Annotated in this window: 15 protein-coding genes; 12 read left to right on the top strand and 3 right to left on the bottom strand. The window is 69.9% G+C overall.

Annotated elements, in window-relative coordinates; all coding sequences use genetic code 11:
- The first annotated feature begins 84 nt into the window (after window positions 1–84).
- The gene (locus GWK25_RS31645) at window positions 85–525 is read left to right on the top strand and encodes a hypothetical protein (RefSeq protein ID WP_215454897.1); all 441 of its coding nucleotides are present in this window, start codon (window positions 85–87) and stop codon (window positions 523–525) included.
- Between the two features lie 46 nt (window positions 526–571).
- Here the strand turns inward: GWK25_RS31645 and GWK25_RS31640 are convergent, their stop codons facing one another.
- Both GWK25_RS31640 and GWK25_RS31635 read right to left on the bottom strand, forming a co-directional pair.
- Window positions 572–1,435 carry a phosphatase PAP2 family protein gene (locus GWK25_RS31640; RefSeq protein WP_215454895.1) on the bottom strand — a complete coding sequence of 288 codons (864 nt, stop codon included), beginning with the start codon at window positions 1,433–1,435 and terminating at the stop codon, window positions 572–574.
- A gap of 132 nt (window positions 1,436–1,567) precedes the next feature.
- Window positions 1,568–2,602, bottom strand: coding sequence for a LacI family DNA-binding transcriptional regulator (locus GWK25_RS31635; protein ID WP_308010691.1), 1,035 nt, complete (start codon window positions 2,600–2,602; stop codon window positions 1,568–1,570).
- Window positions 2,603–3,068: 466 nt separating this feature from the next.
- Between GWK25_RS31635 and GWK25_RS31630 the strand changes: the two genes are divergently transcribed.
- The 11 genes from GWK25_RS31630 (at window position 3,069) to GWK25_RS31580 (ending at window position 20,353) form a co-directional block, all read left to right on the top strand.
- Window positions 3,069–4,340, top strand: a complete 1,272-nt coding sequence (locus tag GWK25_RS31630; RefSeq protein ID WP_215454891.1) for an extracellular solute-binding protein — start codon at window positions 3,069–3,071, stop codon at window positions 4,338–4,340.
- 139 nt (window positions 4,341–4,479) lie between these two features.
- Window positions 4,480–5,484 (top strand): carbohydrate ABC transporter permease, encoded by a 1,005-nt coding sequence (locus tag GWK25_RS31625; protein WP_215454889.1) that lies wholly within the window; start codon window positions 4,480–4,482, stop codon window positions 5,482–5,484.
- A 13-nt stretch (window positions 5,485–5,497) separates the two neighbouring features.
- On the top strand, window positions 5,498–6,421 hold the full coding sequence (locus GWK25_RS31620; protein ID WP_215454887.1) for a sugar ABC transporter permease: 924 nt from the start codon (window positions 5,498–5,500) through the stop codon (window positions 6,419–6,421).
- Window positions 6,422–6,623: 202 nt separating this feature from the next.
- On the top strand, window positions 6,624–8,306 hold the full coding sequence (locus tag GWK25_RS31615; RefSeq protein ID WP_215454885.1) for a glycoside hydrolase family 13 protein: 1,683 nt from the start codon (window positions 6,624–6,626) through the stop codon (window positions 8,304–8,306).
- A 478-nt stretch (window positions 8,307–8,784) separates the two neighbouring features.
- Entirely contained in the window at window positions 8,785–9,783 is a 999-nt protein-coding gene (locus GWK25_RS31610) for a hypothetical protein (RefSeq protein WP_215454883.1), read from the top strand.
- A gap of 240 nt (window positions 9,784–10,023) precedes the next feature.
- Window positions 10,024–10,230 carry a hypothetical protein gene (locus GWK25_RS31605; protein ID WP_215454882.1) on the top strand — a complete coding sequence of 69 codons (207 nt, stop codon included), beginning with the start codon at window positions 10,024–10,026 and terminating at the stop codon, window positions 10,228–10,230.
- A gap of 14 nt (window positions 10,231–10,244) precedes the next feature.
- Window positions 10,245–11,153: a S8 family serine peptidase gene (locus tag GWK25_RS31600; RefSeq protein WP_215454879.1), complete on the top strand. Its 909-nt coding sequence runs from the start codon at window positions 10,245–10,247 to the stop codon at window positions 11,151–11,153.
- 222 nt (window positions 11,154–11,375) lie between these two features.
- Complete coding sequence (locus GWK25_RS31595) at window positions 11,376–12,758, top strand: alpha-amylase family protein (RefSeq protein WP_215454877.1); 1,383 nt, start codon at window positions 11,376–11,378, stop codon at window positions 12,756–12,758.
- A gap of 114 nt (window positions 12,759–12,872) precedes the next feature.
- The gene (gene pulA / locus GWK25_RS31590; RefSeq protein ID WP_215454875.1) at window positions 12,873–18,299 is read left to right on the top strand and encodes a pullulanase-type alpha-1,6-glucosidase; all 5,427 of its coding nucleotides are present in this window, start codon (window positions 12,873–12,875) and stop codon (window positions 18,297–18,299) included.
- Between the two features lie 84 nt (window positions 18,300–18,383).
- On the top strand, window positions 18,384–19,991 hold the full coding sequence (locus GWK25_RS31585; protein ID WP_215454874.1) for a fused response regulator/phosphatase: 1,608 nt from the start codon (window positions 18,384–18,386) through the stop codon (window positions 19,989–19,991).
- Window positions 19,992–19,996: 5 nt separating this feature from the next.
- Window positions 19,997–20,353, top strand: coding sequence for a 5-carboxymethyl-2-hydroxymuconate Delta-isomerase (locus tag GWK25_RS31580; protein ID WP_215454872.1), 357 nt, complete (start codon window positions 19,997–19,999; stop codon window positions 20,351–20,353).
- A 39-nt stretch (window positions 20,354–20,392) separates the two neighbouring features.
- Here the strand turns inward: GWK25_RS31580 and GWK25_RS31575 are convergent, their stop codons facing one another.
- A complete protein-coding gene (locus GWK25_RS31575) occupies window positions 20,393–21,085 on the bottom strand; it encodes a TetR/AcrR family transcriptional regulator (RefSeq protein WP_215454870.1) in 693 nt (230 codons plus the stop codon).
- Window positions 21,086–21,110: the final 25 nt, after the last annotated feature.

Genomic DNA, 21,110 nt, shown 5'->3' with positions numbered 1-21,110 from the left:
CGGCCGGGGGCGGGTCCGGGGCGTCGGATCGCTGCCGTCGTCCGGACCGGCCGCATCCGCCCTGACCACGGTTAGTCTGCGCGTGTGGGTGAAGAAGAGGGCGCGGAGGACGGCAGCGGCGGGGCCGTGCGGCGTCCGTCATGGGGGACCGTGCTGTCGTCGGACCCGGTGGTCACGACCGTGTGGCTGGAGGTTGTCGGCCTCACCGTTGCCGGGATCGGCGCGCTGGTGGGGTGGCCCTTCGGATGGCTGCCCGATCCCGCCCTTGTGGCCACGATGGTCGGCATGGCCTGCTTCGGTCCCGCGGTCGAGCGGTACCGGGCGGGGCGTCGCCCGCGTGGGCGTGCTGTCGCGGCCGCGTTCCTGACGCTCGCGGCGGTGGCCCTGACGGTGGCCGCGGTGACGAACTGGGCCCTCCCCGCGACCGCCGACCAGGGCATCGGGCTCGTGGTCGGCTATGTGGTCGGAATGCCTGTCGGTGTGGCCGTGCTGGTCCGGAGGCTCGACACGGCCGCCGCGGGGTGATCGCTGAGGGGTGCGTGGTCCAACCCGCCCCGCGTACCCTTCGGGGCTACGCCTTGACCGGTTCCAGTTCCGGTTCCCGGATGCTCCCCGTCACCTGGCGTGGCAGCGCGTACGGCAGGGTGCCGTACCAGGCGCGGGCCACGCCGTAGCCGAAGGCGAGGCAGAGCATGCCGCCGACCGCGTCCAGCCAGAAGTGGTTGGCGGTGGCCACGATGACGACGAGCGTCAGCGTGGGGTAGAGCAGGCCCAGCACCCGCACCCACGGCACCGACGCCAGCGCGAAGATCGTCAGCCCGCACCACAGCGACCAGCCGATGTGCATGGACGGCATCGCCGCGTACTGGTTGGACATGTTCTTCAGGTCGCCCGAGGCCATGGAGCCCCAGGTCTGGTGGACGACGACCGTGTCGATGAAGTTCTCGCCCGTCATCAGCCTGGGCGGCGCCAGCGGGTAGAAGTAGTAGCCGACCAGGGCCACGGCGGTGGTCGCGAAGAGGACCAGACGCGTCGCCGCGTAACGGCCCGGATGACTACGGTAGATCCACACGAGGACACTCAGCGTGACGATGAAGTGCAAGGTCGCGTAGTAGTAGTTCATGCCGACGATCAGCCATGTCACCGAGTTCACGGAGTGGTTGATCGTCTCCTCGACCGCGATCCCGAGGTGGTGCTCCACCTTCCAGATCCAGTCGGCGTTCTTCAGCGCCTGCGTCTTCTGCTCGGGGACCGCGTTGCGGATCAGGGAGTACGTCCAGTAACTCACCGCGATCAGCAGGATCTCGAACCACAGACGCGGCCTGCGCGGGACCCTCAGTCGGTGCAGGAACCTCTGCTCCGGCGCGCCCGTGACGGACCGCGGAGCGGCCTGCTCCCGGCCTTCCTCCAGTGTCGTCACGGTCGTTTCACCCATGGGCACAGAGTCTGCCAGAAATCCGGTACCCCACCGATCATCCTCTGGTCGGGTTCGTCACGCACGTCCGTCGGGGTAGCACCGAGGGCCTTGTCCTCCGTACGTACCGCATGGTTCCCCCCTGTCTCCGCCTCAGGTACGAGAGCGGTCCCCAGGTGCCGAGGCGGTCGACCCCCGCACCACCAGTTCCGGCATGAACACGAACTCACTGTGCGGCGCCGGAGTCCCCCCGATCTCCTCCAGCAACGTCCGCACCGCCGCCTGTCCCATCGCCGGCACCGGCTTGCGGACGGTCGTCAGCGGTGGGTCGGTGAAGGCGATCAGGGGGGAGTCGTCGAAGCCGACGACCGAGATGTCGTCCGGAACCTCCAGCCCCCGCTGCCGGGCCGCCCGGATCGCGCCGAGCGCCATCATGTCGCTCGCGCACACCACCGCCGTGCAGTCCCGGTCGATGAGTGCCATGGCCGCGGCCTGGCCTCCCTCCAGCGTGTAGAGGGAGTGCTGGACGAGTTCGGACTCGACGGTCGCGGCCGGGAGCCCCAGCTGGTCCTGCACCGTGCGGACGAAACCCTCGATCTTGCGCTGCACCGGCACGAACCGCTTCGGGCCCAGCGCCAGACCTATCCGGGTGTGCCCGAGCGAGACCAGGTGCGTCACCGCGAGCGACATCGCCGCCCGGTCGTCCGGCGAGATGAAGGGGGCCTGGACCTTCGGTGAGAAACCGTCGACGAGGACGAACGGCACGCCCTGGGCGCGCAGTTGCTCGTAGCGCTGCATGTCGGCGGAAGTATCGGCGTGCAGACCGGAGACGAAGATGATGCCGGCGACCCCCCGGTCGACCAGCATCTCCGTCAGCTCGTCCTCCGTCGATCCGCCGGGGGTCTGGGTGGCGAGCACCGGGGTGTACCCCTGCCGGGTCAGCGCCTGGCCGATGACCTGCGCCAGGGCCGGGAATATGGGGTTCTCCAGCTCCGGGGTTATGAGGCCCACCAGGCCCGCGCTGCGCTGCCGCAGCCGGACCGGCCGCTCGTAGCCCAGCACGTCGAGGGCGGCCAGAACGGACTGGCGAGTGGTCGCGGCGACGCCCGGCTTCCCGTTCAGGACGCGGCTGACAGTCGCCTCGCTGACCCCCGCCTGGGCTGCGATGTCGGCAAGCCGTGTGGTCACAGCACCGGACTGTACCGGCCGGACCTGCGCTTGCCCACCGGCCCGGCGTCGCGGGTGGGCGGGGAGGCGGCCCACCGCGGGCTGCTGCGTCATCGCGGTCCCTCGTGATTCTGGTCGGTGTCCGTGGGGGGCGCCCGTGTGCGGAAGGGGTGGCCTTCGCAAGGCGTCGACAGGGTGATGATGGCCGTCCAGGCCAGTGGTGGCAAGAGCTTGCAGAGTCTTGCACAGTCACCTGAACCCCCGCTGAGCGGCCCTGATGTCGGGTTTCGGCCAAGTCGAGCGCAGGTTACGGGCCGATAACCATCCCCCGTGGTTGCAATTTTTTGCAGCAAGGTCTTTCGTCGCGCTTACAACGCTGTTACGTTCGGCCTCGCCCGGCGGCGGCGACGGCGCGGCCGGAACCCGGCAGGAGCGGCAGACGGGGCCCTCTGCCCGGTACACGGGCTTTCACCCTCAAGGAGATCTCATGCGGCGTGGCATAGCGGCCACCGCGCTGGTGGCGTCGATCGCCCTCACGGCGACGGCCTGCGGCGGAAGCGACAGCGGCGAATCGGCCGACGGTCCGGTCACCATCACCTGGTGGGACACCTCCAACGCCACCAATGAGGCGCCGACGTACAAGGCCTTGGTCAAGGAGTTCGAGGCCGCCAACAAGAACATCAAGGTCAAGTACGTCAACGTGCCCTTCGACCAGGCGCAGAACAAGTTCGACACCGCCGCCGGCGCCACGGGCGCGCCGGACATCCTGCGCTCCGAGGTCGGCTGGACGCCCGCCTTCGCCAAGAAGGGCTTCTTCCTGCCGCTGGACGGCACCGAGGCCCTCAAGGACCAGGACAAGTTCCAGCCCAGCCTGATCAAGCAGGCCCAGTACGACGGCAAGACCTACGGCGTTCCGTTCGTCACCGACACCCTCGCGCTCGTCTACAACAAGGAGCTCTTCGAGAAGGCCGGCATCACCGAGGCCCCGAAGAGCTGGGACGACCTGAAGAAGGCCGCCGCCACCATCAAGGGCAAGACCGGCGTCGACGGTTACTGGGGCTCCACCCAGGCCTACTACGCCCAGTCCTTCCTCTACGGCGAGGGCACCGACACCGTCGACGTCGCGCAGAAGAAGATCACCGTGAACTCCGCCGAGGCCAAGAAGGCGTACGGCACCTGGCTCGACCTCTTCGACGGCAAGGGCCTGCACAAGGCGGACACCACCGCCGACGCCTACGCCCACATCCAGGACGCCTTCGTCAACGGCAAGGTCGCCTCGATCATCCAGGGCCCGTGGGAGATCACGAACTTCTACAAGGGCTCGGCCTTCAAGGACAAGGCCAACCTGGGCATCGCCACCGTCCCGGCCGGTTCCACCGGCAAGGCGGGTGCCCCGACCGGCGGCCACAACCTCTCGGTCTACGCCGGCTCGGACAAGGCGCACCAGGAGGCGTCGCTGAAGTTCATCAACTTCATGACCTCGGCGAAGTCCCAGGAGGCCATCGCCCTGAAGAACTCCACGCTGCCCACGCGCGACGACGCCTACACCGCCGAGGTGAAGGCCGACCCGGGCATCGCCGGCTACCAGACCGTGCTCGCCGCCGCCCAGCCGCGCCCCGAGCTGCCCGAGTACAGCTCCCTGTGGGGTCCGCTGGAGACCGAGCTGCTCGCGATCGCCGGCGGCAAGGAGTCCCTGGACAAGGGCCTGGGCAACGCGGAGACCGCGATCGCCAAGCTGGTCCCGGACTACAGCAAGTGATCCCGGGTGGCCGCCGTGTCCCGCCCTCCCGGCCGCGCCGGGGGACGGACGCGGCGGCCACCGGCCCGCTCCCCGGGCAGCCCAGCCCCGGGCAGCCCAGCCCCCGATCTTCCAGTGATCTTCCAGAAGGTGTCGAACGATGACAGTCGCCATCGACCGAGCGACCGGCAAACGCCGAGGTGAACCGGGCGGGCGCCCGGGCCCGCTGTCGCGTCTGAAGCAGTCGTACCAGCGGTTCTGGTACGCGTACGCGATGATCGCCCCGGTGGTCGTCGTGCTCGGCGTCCTGGTGCTGTATCCGCTGGCGCGCGGGCTCTACCTCACCCTCACCAACGCCAACAGCCTCAACTCGGCGCGCACCATCGGCGCCAACCGCATCGAGGCCACCTACGAGTTCATCGGCTTCGACAACTACGCCGACATCCTCTGGGGCCCGACGTCGTACGACCGCTTCTGGTCGCACTTCATCTGGACGATCGTCTGGACGGCGCTCTGCGTCGCCCTGCACTACTTCATCGGCCTCGGCCTCGCGCTGCTGCTCAACCAGAAGCTGCGCGGCCGCACCTTCTACCGGCTGATCCTGGTCCTGCCCTGGGCCGTGCCGACCTTCGTCACCGTCTTCGGCTGGCGGTTCATGCTCGCCGACGGCGGTGTGATCAACGCCGGCCTCGAAGCACTGCACCTGCCGGCACCGCTGTGGCTGGAGGACACCTTCTGGCAGCGGTTCGCCGCGATCATGGTCAACACCTGGTGCGGTGTGCCGTTCATGATGGTCTCGCTGCTCGGCGGCCTGCAGTCCATCGACTCCTCGCTGTACGAGGCGGCGGAGATGGACGGCGCGAGCGCCTGGCAGCGCTTCCGCTACGTCACCCTGCCGGGCCTGCGCTCGGTCAGCTCCACCGTCGTCCTCCTCGGCGTCATCTGGACGTTCAACCAGTTCGCCGTCATCTTCCTGCTGTTCGGCGACACCGCGCCCGAGGCGCAGATCCTCGTGACCTGGGCCTACTACCTCGGCTTCGGTCAGCAACCGCGTGACTTCGCGCAGTCGGCGGCCTACGGCATCCTGCTGCTGGCCATCCTGATCGTCTTCACCTCCGTCTACCGCCGCTGGCTGAACCGCGATGAGCAGCAGCTCGCGATCTGAGGCAGGAGCCCCCATGAGCACCACGACGCCCACGACGACCGGCCCGGCCACGGCCGCCGCGGACCGGTCGGCCGCGCCGAACCCCTCGGCGCCCCGGACCCGCCGACGCGGCGAGAACAGCCTCGCCGGCTCCCTCGTCTCCCACGCGATCCTCATCGTGGCGAGCCTGGCCGCGCTCTTCCCGATCGCCTGGCTGGTCTTCCTGTCCCTCGGACCGGACAAGGACGATTACCTGCATCCCGGGCGCATCTTCGGCAAAATGACCTTTGCCAACTACTCGCACGTGCTTCAGGAGACACCGTTCTTCGACTGGCTGATCAGCACCCTCGTCGTCTCGCTCGGCACCACCGTCCTCGGGGTGCTGATCGCGGCGACCACCGGTTACGCCGTCTCCCGCATGCGCTTCCCGGGCTACCGGAAGTTCATGTGGGTGCTCCTGGTCACGCAGATGTTCCCGGTGGCCGTCCTGATGGTGCCGATGTACGAGATCCTGTCCGAACTGCGGCTCGTCGACAGCTACCTCGGCCTCATCCTCGTCTACTGCTCGACGGCCGTGCCGTACTGCGCCTGGCTGCTCAAGGGCTACTTCGACACGATCCCCTTCGAGATCGACGAGGCGGGACGCGTCGACGGGCTCACCCCCTTCGGCACCTTCGCGCGGCTGATCCTGCCGCTCGCCAAGCCCGGCCTCGCGGTCGCCGCGTTCTACAGCTTCATCACCGCGTTCGGGGAGGTCGCCTTCGCCTCGACGTTCATGCTGTCCGACACGAAGTACACCTTCGCCGTCGGTCTGCAGAGCTTCGTCAGCGAACACGACGCCCAGCGCAACCTGATGGCGGCCACCGCCGTGCTGGTCGCGATCCCCGTCTCCGCGTTCTTCTACCTCGTGCAGAAGAACCTGGTGACCGGACTGACCGCGGGCGGCACCAAGGGCTGACCGCCCGGTCTCACCGCGAGGGGCCGTCGTTCGGCTGCGGCTCTCGTCGTGGCCGGTCGCGCAGTTCCCCGCGCCCCTTCGGGGCGCGGGTGGCGGCCACGGTGTCCATCCGACCCCGCCGGCACCGTGGCCGCCTCTGCCCCCGCCCCACAGTTGCTTCTGATCTTCCGAACTGATGAACCCGTTACGTAGCAAGGACGCCATGAGCCAGCAGCACTCCGCCGCCGACCCGGCCCCGACCTCCGACGTCGCCACCGCCCCGCGCGGGGACTGGTGGCGCGACGCGGTGATCTACCAGGTCTATCCGCGCAGCTTCGCCGACAGCAACGGCGACGGCATGGGCGACCTGGAGGGCGTACGTTCCCGACTCCCGTACCTGCGCGACCTCGGCATCGACGCCGTGTGGCTCAGCCCGTTCTACGCCTCCCCGCAGGCCGACGCCGGCTACGACGTCGCCGACTACCGGGCGGTGGACCCGATGTTCGGGTCGCTGCTGGACGCCGACGCCCTGATCCGCGACGCCCACGGGCTCGGCCTGCGCATCATCGTCGACCTGGTCCCCAACCACTCCTCCGACCAGCACGAGTGGTTCAAACGGGCGGTGGCGGAGGGCCCCGGTTCGCCGCTGCGCGACCGCTACCACTTCCGCCCCGGCAAGGGCGCGACCGGTGAACTCCCGCCCAACGACTGGGAGTCCATCTTCGGCGGCCCGGCGTGGACCCGGGTGACGGAACCCGACGGCACCCCCGGCGAGTGGTACCTGCACCTCTTCGCCCCGGAGCAGCCCGACTTCAACTGGGACCACCCGGCGGTCGGTGACGAGTTCCGCTCCATCCTCCGCTTCTGGCTGGACATGGGCGTCGACGGCTTCCGCATCGACGTCGCCCACGGCCTGGTCAAGGCGGACGGCCTCCCGGATCTCGGCGCCCACGACCAGTTGAAGCTGCTGGGCAACGATGTCATGCCCTTCTTCGACCAGGACGGCGTCCACGCGATCTACCGCGAATGGCGCCTGGTGCTCGACGAGTACGCGGGGGACCGCATCTTCGTCGCGGAGGCCTGGACCCCGACGGTCGAACGCACCGCGAACTACGTCCGCCCCGACGAACTCCACCAGGCGTTCAACTTCCAGTACCTGGGCACCGACTGGGACGCGGCCGAGCTGAAGGTCGTCATCGACCGCACGCTGGACGCGATGCGCCCGGTCAACGCCCCCGCGACCTGGGTGCTGTCGAACCACGACGTGACCCGTCACGCCACCCGCTTCGCCAACGAACCGGGCCTCGGCACGCAGATCCGCCTCGCGGGCGACCGCGCGCTGGGCCTGCGCCGAGCCCGCGCCGCCTCGCTCCTGATGCTGGCGCTGCCCGGCTCGGCCTACGTCTACCAGGGCGAGGAACTCGGCCTCCCCGACGTCGTCGACCTGCCGGACGAGGTCCGCCAGGACCCCGCGTACTTCCGGGGCGCCGGCCAGGACGGCTTCCGCGACGGCTGCCGGGTGCCGATCCCGTGGACCCGCGCCGGCTCCTCGTACGGCTTCGGCACCGGCGGCTCCTGGCTGCCGCAGCCCGCGGCCTGGGCCGACCTGAGCGTCGAGGCACAGACGGGCGTCGCGGAGTCGACCCTGGAGCTGTACCGCACGGCCCTGTCCGTCCGCCGCGAACAGCCCGGCCTCGGCGCGGGCGACTCGGTGGAGTGGCTGAAGGCCCCCGCCGGCGTCCTGGCCTTCCGCCGGGGCGACTTCGTGTGCGTCGCCAACACCACGGGCGAGGCGGTCCGGATCCCCGCGTACGGCCGGGTCCTGGTCGCGAGCGGCGAGGTGACGGTGGCCGACGACGAGGCGAAGCTGCCCGGCGACACGACGGTGTGGTGGACGACCGGCTGACCTTCCGCGAGGCGGCGGCCGCGAGGCGGCCGCGCTCGACCTTCAGGGCCCGCCGCCCCCTCCCGGGGCGGCGGGGCCCTGCCGTGTCCCCTGTGCAGGGGCCGGTCGAGGTGCGTCCCGACAACCGCGGGAGGACAGTGGAAAGGGGGCGGGACGTGTCGGGGGCGCCGACCGAGATCGGTCAACACCGGGATGTGAGCTAGATGGTTGACGGTGCAACGAGCGGTCGGGACTCGGCGCGCGGAGAGGCGCGTGACTCCCGCCGACGCGACAGGTCTCGCCACCGGGTTCGTATCCCCGGCTTCGCCGCCCACGACGCGGAGATCGGACTGGGCGACGCCGTCGCCCGCGTGACCACCGCGATGGGGGTCCGGCCCTGCGGCGGCTGCGGGCGCAGGGCCGAGGTGTTGAACCGCTGGATGACGATCGGTGGCGGGCGAGAACGCTAGCCAGAGCGTGCGTGAGGAGTGACCGACCCATGGACCCCGAGATCACAGACGGTGCCACGGACACGAGCCCTCCGCCGGAGACCGGGACCGGGACCGGGACCGGGACACGGACCGTGCCTGCGGCGCCCGCCACGTCGTTCGATCCGGACGACGCCCGACCTGCGCCCGCCGAGTCCGGTGTCACCCAGGCCTGTTGCGGCTGCGCCGGGTCCGGCGCCCACGGCGGCGGCGGAACGGAACGCGGCCGTGACACCACCCCCTGCTATGTGTACGTCCTCGGCCAGGTGCGCGCCGTCTTCCCCGATCTCTCCGTCCAGCACGAGTTCTCGCAGGTGGCCGCCGCCGGTGGAGCCCGTGACCCCAGTGACGCCGACACCGTCCACCGCGTACTGTCCGCCCCCGAGAACCGCTACCTGGCCCGGCAGATGTGCTACGTCCTGTCCGTGCAGGGACTCGACACCTACGTCCTCCAGCCCGTCGACCCCGCAGACCTGGACGACCTGGTGGAGGCCCTGCGCCCCGTCAGGGACGACCGCGGCCTCGCCGTCGTCGTCGGCACCCTCGGCCCTCTCGTGCCGCCGGGCGCGTGCCAGGGACTCTCCGTGCCGGTCGTCCACGTCGAGAAGATCTGGGCCTTCGACACGAGGGAGCTGATCGAGGCGATCGACCGCCCCGACGACACCTCCCGCAAGGGATTCGAGAAGACCGCCAGGGAGGTCCTCGACCGGGTGCTCCAGCTCAACGACAACATGGGGCTCGACCCGGCCCACCGGGCCCTCAACTATCTGACGGTGCGGGAGCAGGAGATCTACCGCAGGACCAGCCAGATGCGCTCCGCCGGCTTCGCCCTGTCCGCGGTCGAGGCGGGTCCCTCCCGGCTCAGCGCGGGCTCGCAGACCGTCGTCTCGGTCGTCTTCTCGTACACCCACCGCCAGACCAATGTCACCGAGCAGTTCTTCGTCCGCGTCGGTCTCTCGGGGCTCTTCCCCTTCCGGGTGACACCCGTCCAGCGCTACTACCCCCGGTGAACGACACCGCGACGAGAGAGAGGAAAGAGGCGAAGGGACATGCGTATCCCCGGATTCACCGTCGCACCGACGGCACCCGGAGCACGCGCCGGTGACCTGATGGTTTCTCAGCAGTTCACCTGCGAGGAGGAACTGAGGCCGGTCTGCCGACACCACTGCCGGCGCGCCCACAACCCCGCCGCGTGCGTGCGGAAGTGCCTGGCGACACTCTGCGAGGAGAAGTGGGAGAGGTGACCCGATATGAGCCTGCCAGGATTCGGCCTGCCAGGATTCACCCCGACGAAGTCGCCCGTCCCGGTCGGTGACCGGGTCGTGCCCCAGTTCTTCACCTGCGAGGAGGAGCTCAGGCCGGTGTGCCGGATGCAGTGCAGGAACTCCTGGAACCCCGCCGCCTGCGTGCGGGACTGCATCACGGAGAACTGCTTCGGCCCCTACGAGACGACCTGACCCTCCCCGGATCCATGGGAGAGGTGCGTGCCGTGGAGCCGTCGGAACTCGTGGGCCTTCCCCCGCTCATGGCGCGCACCTCGGGCCTGCCCTCGGTCGTGATCGGCGTGATCGACGGCCGTGTCTCCCCGGGCCATCCCGCCTTCGCGGGCCACTCCGTGCGGGAACTGGGCCCGCCCGCCGACGCGGAGAGCTGCCGCCGCACCGACGTCTGCTGCGCGCACGGCACCGCCGTGGCCGGGATCCTCGTCGCGGACGGGGGCGTCGCCCCCGGCTGCACGTTGCTGTCACGGCCCCTCTTCACGGATCGCCCGGCCGACGGCGGCCCCGCGACCTGCCTCTCCGGCGTACCGACCGGGGAACTGGCCCGGGCGCTCACGGAGATGGTCGACGCGGGCGCCCACGTCGTGAACCTGAGCATGGCCCAGCCCGCCCCCTCCGGCATCCGCGACCACGCGTTGGAGGAGGCCCTCGCCCACGCCGCCGCCCGCGGTGTGATCCTCGTGGTCGCCGCCGGCAACCAGGGCAGGCTGGGCTCCTCCGTCCTCACCGACCACCCGTGGGTCATCCCGGTGGTCGCATACGACCGGGCCGGGCACCCCATGCCCCAGTCCAACCTGGGTACGTCCGCCGGCCGTCACGGAGTCGGCGCCCCCGGCGACCGCGTCCAGATCCCGGTCACCGACAGCCCTCCGCTCGTCCTGAGCGGTACGAGCGCCGCCGCGCCCTTCGTCACGGGCACGGTCGCGCTCCTGCGCTCGGCGTTCCCCCAGGCCACTCCGGCGGCCGTACGCTACGCGGTCACCCACGGACCCGGCCGCCGCCGTTCGGTGACCCCGCCGTTGCTGAACGCCTGGGCCGCGTACACGGCACTCCGCGACGGGGGCATCCGTGGCGGCGGCATCCGGGGCGACCGGTCCTAGGGAACCGCGCAGCCCAACACTCCTTCCTGTGAAGAGATTTCGCGCGCGTGAAGAAGGTGTGTCCGGAGGGTTGACCGTCCGTCAAATGGACTCGTACCTTCCTCTCGGCTGAAAAATTTCAGCCATCTTGCAGCAAGAATCGGCAACGGATCTTGCCGCACGGGCCCCTCACGGCCCGCGGATTCTCCCCTTCGGAACCTTCAACGGAGAAGGACCCCACACATGGCCAGCAGAACCCTCTCCGGCGCGCTCGCGCTCGCGGCCGGGGCGTCGATCGCGCTCGCGGTGCCCACGACGACCGCGTACGCCTCGCCCCCGGGCACCAAGGACGTGACCGCCGTCCTGTTCGAGTGGAATTTCGCCTCCGTCGCCAAGGAGTGCACCAACACCCTCGGCCCGGGCGGGTACGGCTACGTCCAGGTCTCGCCGCCCGCCGAGCACATACAGGGCTCGCAGTGGTGGACGTCGTACCAGCCCGTCAGCTACCGGATCGCCGGACGGCTCGGGGACGCCACCGCCTTCAAGAACATGATCGACACGTGTCACGCGGCCGGCGTCAAGGTCGTCGTCGACACGGTCGTCAACCACATGTCGGCCGGCAGCGGCACCGGCACCGGGGGCTCGTCGTACACGAAGTACACCTACCCCGGCCTCTACTCCTCCTTCGACTTCGACGACTGCACCGCCACCATCAGCGACTACGGCAACCGCGGCAACGTCCAGAACTGCGAGCTCGTCGGGCTCGCCGATCTGGACACCGGTGAGGAGTACGTCCGGTCGGCCGTCGCCGGGTACATGAACAGCCTGCTCGGGTACGGCGTCGACGGCTTCCGGATCGACGCCGCCAAGCACATCCCCGCCGCCGACCTGGCCAACATCAAGTCACGGCTGAAGAACCCGTCCGTGTACTGGAAGCAGGAGGCCATCTTCGGCTCCGGGGAGGCCGTCCAGCCGAGCGAGTACACCGGCAACGGGGACGTGCAGGAGTTCCGGTACGCCTTCGACCTCAAGCGGGTCTTCAACAACGAGAACCTCGCCTACCTGAAGAACTACGGGGAGGGCTGGGGGTACATGAACAGCTCGGTCGCCGGGGTCTTCGTCGACAACCACGACACCGAGCGCAACGGCTCCACCCTCAGCTACAAGGACGGCGCCAACTACACCCTGGCCAACGTCTTCATGCTGGCCCACCCGTACGGCGCGCCCGACATCAACTCCGGCTACGAGTTCACCGACCACGACGCCGGACCGCCGGACGGCGGTGCCGTCAGCGCCTGTTGGCAGGACGGCTGGAAGTGCCAGCACGCCTGGCCGGAGATCAGGCGCATGGTCCCCTTCCGCAACGCCACCCGCGGCGAGGCTCTCACCAACTGGTGGGACAACGGGGGCGACGCGATCGCCTTCGGCCGCGGCAACAAGGGCTTCGTGGCCATCAACCACGAGTCGGGCAGCCTCAGCCGCACGTACCAGACGTCCCTCGCGGCGGGCACCTACTGCAACGTGCAGAACAACACGACGGTCACCGTGAACGGCTCCGGCCAGTTCACCGCGACGCTCGGCGCCAACACGGCTCTCGCGATCCACGCGGGCAAGAGCAGCTGCTGACAGCATCTGTAAGCCGTTACCGTTACTTTCAAGCCTCTTGCTGAAACGCTTTCGGCGGCGATACGGTCGCGCGGGGTCGGACCCACCAGAGCCGTCATCGCAAGGAGCCCATCTGTGATACCGAGATGGCCGACGCCGTCGAGGCGCCGAACAGCCCACGCCGGACGGACCGCCGTGGTCGGCGCGGTCACCGTGACCGCGCTGACCGCGGCGCTCGTCCAGCCCCTGGCCGCCGGGGCCGCCACGCCGCCCGCACCTCCATCTGACGCGAAGCTGGCGAAGAGCGCCGCACGTCACGAGCTCACCCGCGAGCAGTTCTACTTCGTCCTGCCGGATCGTTTCGCCAATGGGGACAGGGCGAACGACAAGGGCGGGCTGACCGGTTCGCGCCTCGCCACCGGTTACGACCCCACCGACAAGGGCTTCTACCAGGGCGGTGACCTCAAGGGCCTGACCAAGAAGCTCGACTACATCAAGGGCCTCGGCACCACCGCCATCTGGATGGCCCCGATCTTCAAGAACCGGCCCGTACAGGGGACGGGGGCCGACGCCTCCGCCGGCTACCACGGTTACTGGATCACGGACTTCACCCAGGTCGACCCGCACTTCGGCACCAACAAGGACCTTCAGACCCTGATCTCCAAGGCCCACGCCAAGGGCATGAAGGTCTTCTTCGACGTCATCACCAACCACACCGCCGACGTCGTCGACTACGACGAGAAGTCCTACGACTACCTCTCCAAGGGCGCCTTCCCCTACCTGACCAAGGACGGGAAGCCCTTCGACGACGCCGACTACGCGGACGGGAGGAAGGAATTCCCGGCCGTCGACCGGGACTCCTTCCCCAGGACCCCCGTCGTCCCGGCCGCCGAGAGGAAGACCAAGGTCCCCTCCTGGCTGAACGACCCGACGATGTACCACAACCGGGGTGACTCCACCTGGGCCGGCGAGTCCGCCACCTACGGCGACTTCGTCGGGCTGGACGACCTGTGGACCGAGCGCCCCGAGGTCGTCTCCGGGATGGAGAAGATCTACGAGAAGTGGGTCAGGGACTTCCGGATCGACGGCTTCCGGATCGACACCGTGAAGCACGTGAACATGGAGTTCTGGACGCAGTGGGCCACCGCCCTCGACGCGTACGCCGCGAAGAAGGGCCGCGACGACTTCTTCATGTTCGGCGAGGTGTACTCCGCCGACACCTCAGTGACCTCCCCGTACGTCACCCGGGGCCGCCTCGACTCCACGCTCGACTTCCCCTTCCAGGACGCGGCACGGTCGTACGCCTCCCAGGGCGGCAGCGCGAAGAGGCTGGCCTCGGTCTTCGGCGACGACTACAAGTACACGACCGACAAGGCCAACGCCTACGAGCAGGTCACCTTCCTCGGCAACCATGACATGGGCCGCATCGGGACCTTCCTCAAGCAGGACGACCCCAAGGCCTCCGACGCCGAACTGCTCGCCAAGGACAGGCTCGCCAACGAGCTGATGTTCCTCAGCCGGGGCAACCCGGTCGTCTACTACGGCGACGAGCAGGGCTTCACCGGCGCGGGCGGCGACAAGGACGCCCGCCAGACGATGTTCGCCTCGAAGACCGCCGACTACCTGGACGACGACCTGCTCGGCACGGACCGCACGCACGCCACGGACGCGTACGCCACCAGCGCGCCGCTGTACAAGCAGATCAGCGCCCTCGCGGGGCTCCGCAGGGCCCACCCGGCCCTCGCCGACGGCGTCCAGACCGAGCGCTACGCCGCCGACGGTCCGGGCGTCTACGCCTTCTCGCGGACCGACGCCCGGACCGGCATCGAGTACGTCGTCGCCTTCAACAACGCGGACGACGCGGAGAAGGCCACCTTCGCCACCGGCTCCGCCCGCATGACCTTCAAGGGCGTGTACGGCACCCGCGGCAAGGTGACGAGCGCCGCGGACAAGAAGGTCACCGTCACCGTCCCGGCCCGCTCGGCGATCGTCCTCAAGGCGGCCGGTCCGCTCGCGAAGCCCGCCACCGAGCCGTCCCTCACACTCGACGCCCCGGCCGTCGGCGCCACCGGCACGGTCGAGATCGGCGCCGACGTGAACGGCGGACAGCTCAACCGGGTCGTCTTCGCCGCCCAGGTGGGTAACGGCAAGTGGAAGACGCTGGGCTCCGCCGACCACGCCCCCTACAAGGTCACCCAGACCATCGGCGAGGACGTTCCGGCCGGTACCGCATTGCGGTACAAAGCAGTGGTGATCGACCGGACCGGACGTACCGCGAGTGCCACCGCGACCTCCACCACGGGCACCCCGCCCGCCCCCGAGGTCCCCACCGCCTCCTCGCGCGACCACGCGATCGTCCACTACAAGCGCGCCGACGGCGACTACACCGACTGGCGGCTGTACGCCTGGGGCGACATCGCCGAGGGCGAGGGGACCACCTGGCCCGACGGCCATGACTTCGTCGGGCGGGACGCGTACGGAGCCTTCGCGTACGTCAAGCTCAAGCCCGGCGCCACCAGCGTCAACTACCTCGTCATCGACAAGGACGGGAACAAGGACGTCTCCGCCGACCGCTCGATCGACGTCACGAAGACGGGCGAGATCTGGGTCGAGCAGGGCAAGGAGGCCGTGCGGACCGAGAGGCCGGCCGCCGACTACCCCGAGCAGGACAAGACCAAGGCCGTCCTCCACTACCACCGCGCTGACGGGAAGTACGACGGCTGGGGCCTGCACGTCTGGTCCGGTGCCGCGAACCCCACGGACTGGGCCGAGCCCCTGGAGCCGGTGCGGACCGACTCCTACGGCGCCGTCTTCGAGGTGCCCCTCACCGACGGGGCGACCAGCCTCAGTTACATCCTCCACAAGGGCGACGAGAAGGACCTCCCCACCGACCAGGCACTCGACCTCAAGACCCATGGGCACGAGGTGTGGCTGCTGAGCGGGCAGGAGAAGTACCTGCTCCCGCAGCCGGCCGGGTCCGCCGCCGCCCTCGACCTCACCACCTCCAAGGCGGTCTGGATCGACCGGAACACCCTCGCCTGGAACGGCGACGACACCGCCGCCTCCACCCAGCTGCTGTACTCGCGCTCCGGCTCGATCACGGCGAAGGACGGCGCCCTCACCAGCACCGACGAGCGATGGCTGCGGCTGAACAGGTCGGCCCTCACCGACGCGCAGAAGGCGAAGTTCCCGCACCTGAAGGCGTACACCGCGTGGACCGTCGACCCACGTGACCGCGACCGGGTCCGCGAGGCCCTGCGCGGCCAGCTGGTCGCCTCCCAGCGCGCGGCCAACGGCGCGGTGCTCACGGCGACGGGCGTCCAGATCGCCGGCGTGCTCGACGACCTCTACGACGGATCGGCCGCCGACCTCGGCCCGACCTTCCGCAAGGGCCGTCCGACACTCGCCGTCTGGGCGCCCACGGCGCAGTCGGTGCAGCTCGAACTCGACGGGAGGACCGTCCCCATGAAGCGGGACGACGCCACCGGCGTCTGGTCCGTCACCGGTGAGAAGTCCTGGAAGAACAAGCCCTACCGGTACGTCGTCAAGGTGTGGGCCCCCAGCGTCCGCAAGGTCGTCACCAACAAGGTCACCGACCCGTACTCCGTCGCCCTGACCGCCGACTCCGAGCGCAGCCTCGTCGTCGACCTGGCGGACAGATCACTGGCGCCGAGCGGCTGGTCCTCGTACACCAAGCCCAAGGCGGTACCGCTGAGGGACGCGCAGATCCAGGAACTGCACGTCCGGGACTTCTCGATCGGCGACGGCACCGTGCCCGCGAAGGACAAGGGCACCTACCTCGCCTTCACCGACAAGGGCAGCACCGGCTCCAGGCACCTGCGGGAACTGGCGAAGGCCGGGACGTCGTACGTGCACCTGCTGCCCGTCGCCGACATCGCCACCATCCCCGAGAGGAAGGCCGACCAGGCGACCGTCGACTGTGACCTCGGCTCCTACGCCGCCGACTCCGACAAGCAGCAGGAGTGCGTGGCGAAGGTCGCGGCCAAGGACGCGTTCAACTGGGGCTACGACCCGTACCACTACACCGTCCCGGAGGGCTCGTACGCCACCGACCCGGACGGGACACGGCGCACGATCGAGTTCCGGAAGATGGTGCGGGCCCTCAACGACGACGGCCTCGGGGTCGTGCTGGACGTCGTCTACAACCACACCCCGGCCAGCGGCCAGGCCGACAAGAGCGTCCTCGACAAGGTGGTCCCCGGCTACTACCACCGCCTGCTCGCCGACGGTTCGGTCGCCACCTCCACCTGCTGCGCCAACACCGCGCCCGAGAACACCATGATGGGCAAGCTGGTCGTCGACTCCATGGTCACCTGGGCGAAGGAGTACAAGGTCGACGGGTTCCGCTTCGACCTGATGGGGCACCACCCGAAGGCCAACATCCTGGCGGTGCGCAAGGCCCTCGACGCGCTCACGATCGAGAAGGACGGCGTCGACGGGAAGCGGATCATCCTCTACGGGGAGGGCTGGAACTTCGGCGAGGTCGCCGACGACGCCCGCTTCGTCCAGGCCACCCAGAAGAACATGGCGGGGACGGGCATCGCCACCTTCTCCGACCGGGCCCGTGACGCCGTACGCGGCGGCGGCCCCTTCGACGAGGACCCGGGCGTCCAGGGCTTCGCGTCCGGCCTGCACACCGAGCCCAACACCTCCGAGGACAACGGCACCCCGGCCGAGCAGAAGGCCCGGCTGCTGCACTACCAGGACCTCATCAAGGTCGGCCTGAGCGGCAACCTCGCGAACTACCGGTTCACCGACACCGACGGCAAGGAGGTCAAGGGCTCCGAGGTCGACTACAACGGCGCCCCCGCCGGATACGCGGACGCCCCCGGCGACGCCCTCGCCTACGTCGACGCGCACGACAACGAGTCACTGTTCGACGCGCTCGCCTTCAAGCTGCCGGCCTCGACGGACGCCACCGACCGGGCCCGTATGCAGGTTCTTGCGATGGCGACGGCCGTCCTCTCGCAGGGCCCGGCGCTCTCCCAGGCGGGCACCGACCTGCTGCGGTCCAAGTCCCTGGACCGCAACTCCTACGACAGCGGCGACTGGTTCAACGCCATCCACTGGGACTGCCGGGACGGCAACGGCTTCGGCCGGGGTCTGCCCCTCGCGGCCGACAACCAGCCCAAGTGGCCCTACGCCAAGCCCCTGTTGACCACGGTGAAGGTCAACTGCGAGCAGATCGAGGGCGCCTCGGCCGCCTACCGCGACCTGCTGAGGATCCGTACGACGGAGGACGTCTTCTCCCTCGACACGACCGGACAGGTCCAGTCGAAGCTGTCGTTCCCGCTGTCGGGGAAGGACGAGACCCCGGGCGTGATCACCATGGAACTCGGTGACCTCGTCGTCGTCTTCAACGCCACCCCCGAGGAGCGGAAGCAGACCGTGGACGACCTGGCCGGGACGGCGTACGCGCTGCACCAGGCGCAGGCGTCGGGGGCGGACCCTACCGTCCGCACGGCGTCGTACGAAGCGGAATCGGGGACCTTCGTCGTTCCGGGGCGGACCGTGGCGGTCTTCGCACGATCCGGCCGGTAGGACGCTAGCTTGGGTGGTGCGGCCGGAGCGAGGATCCGGCCGCACCATCCGAGCGCCGGCGACGACGAGAGCCTCATGAGCCTGATGGCCGACGAAGCAAGCACGACGGTCCTGGTGGTCGACGACGCGGCCGCCAGCCGCTACGCGATGGGCGCGGTGCTGCGCAGAGCCGGACACAGTGTCGTCCCCGTCGCCAGCGCCGGTGAGGCCCTCGCCGAACTCGACGTGCGGCTCCGCTCGGGCGCCCTGCCGGACGTGGCCCTCGTCGATGTCGGCCTCCCCGACATGAGCGGGTTCGAACTCTGCCGCCGGCTCAAGGCACAGTCCCCGACGGCCGCCCTGCCCGTCGTCCACTTCTCCGCCGCCTCCGTCGCCCCCAGCGACCGCTGCCGGGGCCTGGACGCGGGCGGCGAGGCCTATCTGACGGTCCCCGCCGAACCGGAGGAGATCCAGGCGGTCGTCCGCGCCGCCGTCCGCGGCGCCCGGATGCGCAGCGGCGCCGAGGCCCTCGTACGACGGCTCACGCTGCTCTCCGAGACCATCGTCGACGTCCAGGCCGCCCGCACCCTGGAGGAGTTGGCCGGGGCCGCCGCCGAGGGAGCCGCCCGGCTCACCCGGTCGCCCGCCGCCGTGTTCGTGCTCCGCGAGGACGGCCACCTCTACAGCGGCACCTCCGGAGCCCGCGCCCGCACCACCCTCCCCGACATCGGCGCGCACGACACCGTGGCCCGGCTCATCCGCAGCGTCACCGACGGCGACCCCGGCCCGCACGACACGGTCGTCCCCGCGCCGCTGTGGCCCGCCGGCTTCTTCCGGCCCGGCGTCACCGAGGACGCCCGTCTCGTCCTCGCCCGCACCGAGAGCGGTACCCCCGTCTGTGTCGCCACACCCGTGCACGGCACCCGGGGCACCGCGTCCGACACCACGGGCCTGGTCGCCCGCCTCGCCCAGGCCACCGCGCTGGCCGCGCAACCCCTGCTCATGTACCAGGTCGAACGCCATGTCGCGCTCACCCTCCAGCACAGCTTCCTGCCCAAGCGGGTGCCCGAGTTCCCCGGCCTGGAAGTCGTCGTCAGGTACGTGCCGGCCTCCAGGCAGACCGAGATCGGCGGCGACTTCTACGCGGCCCTGTCCACCCCCGGCGGCATCCTCACCGCCGTCGGCGACGTCGTCGGGCACTCGCTGGAGGCGGCCACCGTGATGGTGGAGATCCGGCACGCCCTGCGCGCCTACTGCGTGGAGCAGTCCGACCCGGCGGCGCTCGCCCACCGGCTCGACCGGATGCTCCAGCACTACCATCCCGACGTCACCGCCACCGTCTGCCTGGCCCTCGTCGAGCCGGACAGCGGGCGGGTGCGGGTCGCCAACGCGGGCCACATCCCGCCGTTGATCGTCCGCGACTCCGGCGAGGCCGCCTATGTGAAGGCCGTGGGTCCGCTCCTCGGGCTCGGCCTCGACCGGCCCGAGCCCACGGAGACGGTGCTGTGGCCGACGGACCGGCTGCTCATGGTCACGGACGGGCTCGTCGAGACCCGGGGCATCGACCTGTCGCTCTCCCTGGAGCAACTGCGGGCCGCCGCCGCGGACGCGCCGTCCGGGACGGTCGCGCTGTGCGACACCCTGCTGCACTGCTTCGGCCGGGACAGGGAGGACGACATCGCGATGCTGGCCTTGCGGCTGCGGTTAGGGTGACCCTCATGCCGCAGATCACTGTTGACTACTCCGCCGTCCTCTCGGACGGCTTCGACCGGCCCGCGTTCGCCAAGGCCCTGCACGACGAGGTCGTGCGGACCGCCGCCGCGAAGCCGGCGGCCTGCAAGACCCAGTTCCGGGCCACCGAGGACACGGTCGTCGGGCCCGACACCGACGGGCACGCGATCGTCCACGTCACGCTCGGGCTGCTCGCGGGCCGGACCGACGAGACCAAGGTGACGCTGACGGAGAACGTGCTGGAACTGCTGCGGGAGCACGTGAAGGTGGGGGAGGGGCTGGCCTTCCACGCGTCGGCGGAGGTACGGGACCTGGATCCGTCGTACCGGAAGTTCGACGTCTGACCGAGGCCGAGCCGAAGTCCAGCCGGGGATCAGCGGGGCTCAGCCGCGGGCCAGAGCCACCAGGCGTCCCGCGAGGTCACTGAACGGGCCGTCCGTGGGCTCGTCGGCGAGCATGTCGCGGAGCAGGTCCGCCATCTCCGCGTCCTGTGCCGCGCTCACTGCCGCCAGGGCCGCGAAGTCGTGGACGAGTTGGATCTCCAGCTCCTGTCTCGGGATACGGCGGCCGTCCAGCCAGATGAGGGCCGTGGACTCGGCCAGCGAGATCCAGGAGCGGATGACGAGTTCGAGCCGGGCCGGTGGTGCGTCGACGTCCAGGTGCGAAAGGATCTGGACATAGGCGGCCTGCCGTACGCCGTCGACGAGGGCGTTGGTACGGGACGAGCCGACGGCCGGGCCACCCCGCATGAGGGCCGAGAACCCGGGGCCGTGTTCGTCGACGAAGTCGAAGAACCGGTGTGTGACCCGGAGCAGCCGGGCGCCGAGCGGGCCCTCCCGGGGTTCCACGAAACGGTTCGCGAGATCGTCGGAGGCACGCTTCAACGCGGCCTCGTACAGGCTGAGTTTGCCGGGGAAGTAGTGGTAGACCAGCGGTCGGGAGATACCCGCCGCCGAGGCTATCTCGTCGATGGAGACCTCGTCGGGCGAGCGCCGGCTGAACAGTTCGAGGGCGACCCCGATCAACTGCTGCCGCCGCTCCTCCACACCCATCCTGCGGCGCGCACCGGTTCGCATACGAACACCTTACCGATCGATTCCA

Source organism: Streptomyces sp. ATCC 21386 (assembly GCF_018728545.1).
In the GTDB taxonomy this organism is placed as follows: domain Bacteria; phylum Actinomycetota; class Actinomycetes; order Streptomycetales; family Streptomycetaceae; genus Streptomyces.
This window is presented reverse-complemented; position numbering and strand designations above follow the sequence as displayed.